Consider the following 5,701-nt stretch of genomic DNA (forward strand, 5'->3'; position numbering starts at 1 on the left):
GCCCGAGTGATCCGCAGCTCAAAATTACTGGGAGAGAATCCGGGCAAGCTAAATAACTCGATCTCGTATTCTCCGGTTTCTGGTAGCCTTCCCGTCCATTGATTGACTCCTCTGGATTCCCCAAGCGCCATCCGGTTTGGACCCCAGACGTTCATTAATATGCCCCGGTTAGCAAGACTTGCACTCAACACTTCACCAGCAGTTCCCGGAACGATGTATTTAATAATTTCGTTCTCTTCGACGGTACCTTCTACGGCAGTGGTTACCCCGTCGGCAACATTCAGGGGAATGGTAGAAATAATGGGGTCTGCTGGGGGTGGGGGTTCCGGTTGTTGGGAACCTGGACGTGGGATGCCGGGAATGAGCAATGGGTTAGAGGAGGTTCCTGGAGTCGAAGGGGTCGAGTTTGGATTGAGTGAGGGGGTTGTGGTGGCGTCCGGGATAGATGAGGGAATCGGTGGAATGGTTGACGGTTCCAGGTCCGATTCAACATTGGAAAATAATGGAGCCGGATTTTCCTGGGGATCAGGGCGATCCAGCTTTCTTACAGAACGGACGACATTCCAAGAGCCTAATCCACTCAGGAGAATGATGGCAAAGATTCCCAGGGCGATCGCAATGGGGTGGTCGAATAAAGAATCAGAGCTTGAAGAAATCCCGGGTTTAGAAGAATTGGGGTCTAGGGATGGAGAAAATACGGGGTTGCGGCCTACGGCAATCGTAGCCAGTTCCGATCCAGTGGGATCGTTGCGTTGAGGAATCGGGCGTTGGGGAGTTAGCTGGGCCAGGACGAGTTGTACTTCCTTGGCATATTGGTAGCGATCGCCGGGTTTGTAACTCAACATCCGATTCAGGACCCTTACCAATTCTGGCTGTACGGGATGGGGAACAAATCGTTCCCAGTGCCACACCAGCTTGACATCATCAAATAGGTCTTGGGGTTCTCGGACCGTGAGCAAGACCACAGCAGTCACCGCTAGGGCATATAGATCGCTACTGGGATAAGCTCGACCCGTTTGCATTTGTTCGCTGGGAGCATAGCCTAATTTTCCCACCGTTGTGGCGGCAGTCCCCTGTTCTGGAAACTGAATCAATGTAGCCAATTCTTTCACCACACCAAAATCAATCAAAACCGGCCAGCGGTCCGACTCGCGGCGAATGATATTTTCTGGAGAAATATCGCGATGAATAATTCCTTGGCTGTGGATGTAATCCAGGATGGGTAAAAGTTGCTGCATCAACTGCAACACTTCAGTTTCAGAAAATCGCGCCGCTGCGGATTTATATTCTTCGAGCAGGGTGCGATAGGTTTTTCCGGCTACATAATCTTGGACTAAAAACAGCCGTCCTTCTTGTTCAAATGTGGCTCGAAATTGGGGAATTTGAGGGTGTTGAATTTGATAGAGAATGGCGGCTTCTCGTTGGAACAATTCCAGGGATTTGACCTGGGCATGACTGCCATTTTGGGCGGGAATAAATTCTTTGAGGGCGCAGCGTTCATTAAACCGCCCTTGATCTTCGGCGAGATAGGTGCGGCCAAACCCTCCCTGACCTAAAAGACTGAGTATATGATATCGGTTTTGTAAGATGGTTCCACTAAAAATTGCGGTTTGCATAGAAGTTAAGTGCTCGTTTAAATCAGAGGGATTGAGGTTTCTTCGATAGGGTTTAACCGACAAGAGGCGATCGCAACGATCTCAATTTATGAGATCACGGCAGGGTGGTTCAACCTGGTTGAGCAATAGATAATCCCTAGCTCGAAGGGGAATGGGAGCGAAGTCATTGTGAGTCTTTTTCAGAGCCTGTTATGGTTGGCTGTACAGAGAAGTTCAGCCAGCCCCTCCTGAGTCCCCAATTTGCCCCCTGGCGATCGGGAGTTTCCTCCTTCTATTCTGGCAAAGTTATTTCAGGAGGACGCTCCTCAGAAACCCGCTGAATCTCAAAATTCTCGATATTTGATTCAAAACGATTGAAGATGACGCGCATTTCGTCATAAGCTACGGCAGTAGAAAGGCCCCTTCCTGTCGGACATTTGACGCGAAGTAAGGTTTGAAAACCGCCAAACTCTTCGTTGATATAGAAGGTTTTGGGACACTCGAAACTGATAAAGCCTTCTAAAGCAAGCTGATTGAGGGCGCCAACCCCCAAGGGAGAGTTCAGAATATTTTCCCACTGTTGCAAGACTTCTGAATCGTTCATTCGCCGCCACTGCTGGGATTGAGCTTGAGGGGGATTAGGGTTTTGGCCGAAGTTGGGGGAGGCTCCTAAACAACTGGCGATCGCCAGGGTGACGGCGACTCCTGCATACCTGGCAATCCGACTAGCTACACGAACAATCCGCTGGATTTTGTCAGTTGGGTTCATCACAAACTCCCGTTTTAAACTGGATAGCGGTCAAATTAGGCTGAAATTTACGGCGCTTATCAATGCAACACAGGACCTGTCCGACCCATTGAGGCTGTACTGATATCCTAGGATTGGCCCGAAAGCTTGGCTTTGACCAGTTCTTGAACTTTTTTGCCTTCGGCCTTGCCTTTGAGTTGCTCCATCACCGGACCCATGACCTTGCCCATATCTTTGAGAGAGGTAGCACCCACTTCAGCCACTATTTGATCGATCACCGTACTCACTTCTTCATTAGACAGGGGCTTGGGCAGGTATTCTTCAAGAATTGCCAATTCTTGGGCCTCTTGTGCGGCGAGTTCCTCGCGACCCCCTTGCTGATATTGTTCGATGGACTCTTTGCGTTGCTTGGCTAGTCTGGAGAGGATCTCTATTTCTTGTTCTTCTGTTAAAGTATCCTGGCCCAAAGGTCTGACGCTTATTTCCTTTTCCAGAATCAATTTTTTGATACTGCGTACCGTTTCCAGACGAATTTTATCCTTGGATTTCATCGCCGTCTTGATGTCTTGGTTGATTCGTTCCTTTAAGCTCATAACGCCTCACTTTTTTTCATAATTAACCGTTAATTTTGGAAAACCGATTCAGGGAGGCAAGGGAGCAAGCCAGCCTACTTCCAGCCTAGCCGCAACTGAGGGGAGTCGGCAATAATTCGTGGATATCTCCGAAGGAGTAGGAAGTTTCCCTAGAAAAAATAGGGCTAGATACTCAATTGTGCAGCCTGGAGCAAAAAGGGATCCCTAGGATTTAGCCTATCATTATGGGGTGGGTACTTGGTGGGCGATCGCTCCTGTTGTCCTGAGTCTTAGTTCATCCATATTCCTAGGCAAATATAGCCCCACAAACCTGATGGTGCATAGATTAGACGGTGATATGTTTCCCCTCGCCCGATTGATTCATTTAATTTAGCCCCGAATTTCTATATTGCTTTGGATAGAGATCTGAAAAAATAATGACGAAAATTTCCGATTGAGGTGATAAAATTTGAACCAATGAACGTCCGATAAAGTGCCTGCCGTGATCCGTTCTGCTACTTTAACCCTCCAGCCATCTCTGGCTACCTTTGCTGACCATAGCCGTCTGCGACTGTTTTCAGGTTCTGCTAATGTCCCTCTATCTCAGGAAGTGGCTCGCTACTTGGGAATAGATTTAGGACCAATGGTCCGGAAGCGGTTTGCTGATGGTGAACTTTACATCCAAATTCAGGAGTCAATCCGGGGATGTGACGTTTACCTGATTCAACCCTCTTGTTATCCGGTGAATGACCACCTGATGGAATTGCTGATTATGATCGATGCCTGCCGACGAGCCTCGGCAAGGCAAATTACCGCCGTAATTCCCTACTATGGCTATGCTAGGGCCGATCGCAAAACAGCGGGACGAGAGTCCATTACCGCCAAACTGGTGGCAAATTTAATTACCCAAGCCGGTGCAAGTCGGATTTTAGCGATGGATTTGCACTCAGACCAAATCCAAGGTTATTTCGATATCCCGTTAGACCATGTTTATGCCTCGCCTGTCGTGTTGGACTACCTGGTTAGTAAGCAACTCTCTGACATTGTGGTAGTTTCCCCAGACGTGGGAGGCGTAGCGAGAGCCCGAGCATTTGCCAAAAAGTTAAACGATGCGCCTTTGGCGATTATCGATAAACGTCGGCAAGCTCATAATGTGGCCGAAGTGATGAATTTGATTGGTGATGTAGAGGGCAAAACGGCTGTGCTGGTCGATGACATGATCGATACTGCTGGGACAATCTGCGAGGGTGCTCGCTTACTCCGGAAAGAAGGAGCCAGACAGGTTTATGCCTGTGCAACTCATGCAGTTTTTTCTCCTCCGGCAGTTGAGCGCCTTTCTACAGGGGTATTTGAAGAGGTGATCATTACTAATACAATTCCTGTACCCGAGGATAAACGCTTTAAACAGTTGACTATCCTTTCGGTTGCCAATTTATTGGGTGAAACGATTTGGCGGATTCATGAAGATAGTTCCGTTAGCAGTATGTTCCGCTAAGTTAAAGCGGATGGACTCCCCGGTGAACCCAACCGCATAAGTATCTATGCAGGTCCAAAGCCTGCTTCTTTTCATGAGTTAGCCCGCCTGTGCGGGCTTCTTTCGGTGAAGTTGAAGTCAACAAGCCCCAGGCAGAATATCCTAGGGACTTTCAGCTATCAGATTCTCTAGCCTTTGCTGATTTTTGTTCGAGATATTAAAGCAATTTAGAGGCGCTTTTTCGGGAACTCAACCGATTCGTTTTTTATAAACAATGAAGCCTAAATTTAAAGATACTCTGGCATGGCAACAAGCCGAAATCCTGATGCAACCGGCTTTGATTCGCGTCCTGGATAATATTCGCAAACAACTAGAAGATTCGAGTTGGGAAGGGACTTACGAAGATGTGCAGACGCCTCTTCCCGGCTACCTCCTTTGTTTAAAACGGGGAGAAGCGGAACAGAAGTTTAATGTCTGGGAACTGTGCTTTGAAATTTGCTTTCAAAATTATAGCCCGACTCATGCAGCCCCGGAAAGCCGTGATGTGGAAGTTGATAGCAGTTTGATTGATGAGGAGGGGGAAGTGGATTGGAATCGACTGGATGAAAAAGCAAAACAGTTGGTTGAGGAAATTTTTGCCAATTTGCCTAATCTGTAACAAGGTTGGATCTGTCTGATGGCATAAGAACAGGTAATTTACAAAAAACCAGGGATGGCTATGACTGAGGAATTGCGGAAGATTCAGGCGGCGAGTGGCGCAGTTTTTGCGGATTCGGACTCGGGAATTCAGGTGCCGATGAGTTATGGAAACGACCAAGGGGCGATCGCCGAAGCAGAGCGGGCGGTGGCATTGTTTGATCGCTCTGATTGGGGCCTGATTCAAGTCAGCGGTGGCGATCGCCTGCGCTTTTTACATAACCAAAGCACGAATGAGTTCCAAAAACTCCAACCGGGACAAGGGTCTGATACGGTTTTTGTCACCTCTACTGCACGAACAATCGATTTGGCAACGGCTTATATGACGGAGGATACCACTCTGTTGCTGGTCTCCCCTAGTCGCCGTCAGAGAATCATGGAATGGCTCGATCGCTATCTGTTTCCTAGCGATCGCGTGGAGTTGGAGGATATTACCGAATCAATGGCGATTTTTAACTTAATTGGTCCGGGAAGTCTGGCCCTGTTAGCCCCCTGGGGAGTGGCAGGCGATCGGCCCCATGCTAGTCATCAAATCCTCACCCTAGGCGAGATTCAAGTTCGAGTTGCTGTCGGCAGTGGATTGGCCCTCCCCGGTTATACCCTCATTTGCGATCGC

5 protein-coding genes and 1 pseudogene are annotated in these 5,701 nt (G+C 48.4%); 3 read left to right on the forward strand and 3 right to left on the reverse strand.

Translation table 11 applies throughout. The features are described from left to right. The 3 genes from J0895_RS07975 to J0895_RS07985 form a co-directional block, all read right to left on the reverse strand. A partial coding sequence (locus tag J0895_RS07975; RefSeq protein ID WP_207087571.1) for a serine/threonine-protein kinase occupies nt 1-1,616 on the reverse strand: 1,616 nt, incomplete at its 3' end. Nucleotides 1,617-1,887: 271 nt separating this feature from the next. Beyond that, entirely contained in the window at nt 1,888-2,364 is a 477-nt protein-coding gene (locus J0895_RS07980) for a hypothetical protein (protein WP_207087572.1), read from the reverse strand. A gap of 107 nt (nt 2,365-2,471) precedes the next feature. Beyond that, nucleotides 2,472-2,936, reverse strand: coding sequence for a GatB/YqeY domain-containing protein (locus tag J0895_RS07985; RefSeq protein WP_207087573.1), 465 nt, complete (start codon nt 2,934-2,936; stop codon nt 2,472-2,474). Nucleotides 2,937-3,417: 481 nt separating this feature from the next. Here J0895_RS07985 and J0895_RS07990 point away from each other — a divergent pair, with 481 nt between their 5' ends. From J0895_RS07990 to J0895_RS08000, 3 genes and pseudogenes are all read left to right on the forward strand, one after another. Beyond that, on the forward strand, nt 3,418-4,410 hold the full coding sequence (locus tag J0895_RS07990) for a ribose-phosphate pyrophosphokinase (RefSeq protein WP_207087574.1): 993 nt from the start codon (nt 3,418-3,420) through the stop codon (nt 4,408-4,410). A gap of 253 nt (nt 4,411-4,663) precedes the next feature. Further along, the gene (locus J0895_RS07995) at nt 4,664-5,047 is read left to right on the forward strand and encodes a hypothetical protein (RefSeq protein ID WP_207087575.1); all 384 of its coding nucleotides are present in this window, start codon (nt 4,664-4,666) and stop codon (nt 5,045-5,047) included. Nucleotides 5,048-5,107: 60 nt separating this feature from the next. Next, nucleotides 5,108-5,701, forward strand: a pseudogene (locus tag J0895_RS08000) (CAF17-like 4Fe-4S cluster assembly/insertion protein YgfZ); the annotation flags it as partial.

This window comes from Phormidium pseudopriestleyi FRX01, assembly GCF_017313335.1.
GTDB lineage: Bacteria > Cyanobacteriota > Cyanobacteriia > Cyanobacteriales > Laspinemataceae > Laspinema > Laspinema pseudopriestleyi.

Excerpts from the sequence above, each read along its gene's own strand:
- J0895_RS07980 (WP_207087572.1), bottom strand. The coding sequence starts at position 2,364 with ATGAACCCAACTGACAAAATCCAGCGGATTGTTCGTGTAGCTAGTCGG.
- J0895_RS07985 (WP_207087573.1), bottom strand. The coding sequence starts at position 2,936 with ATGAGCTTAAAGGAACGAATCAACCAAGACATCAAGACGGCGATGAAA.
- J0895_RS07995 (WP_207087575.1), top strand. The coding sequence starts at position 4,664 with ATGAAGCCTAAATTTAAAGATACTCTGGCATGGCAACAAGCCGAAATC.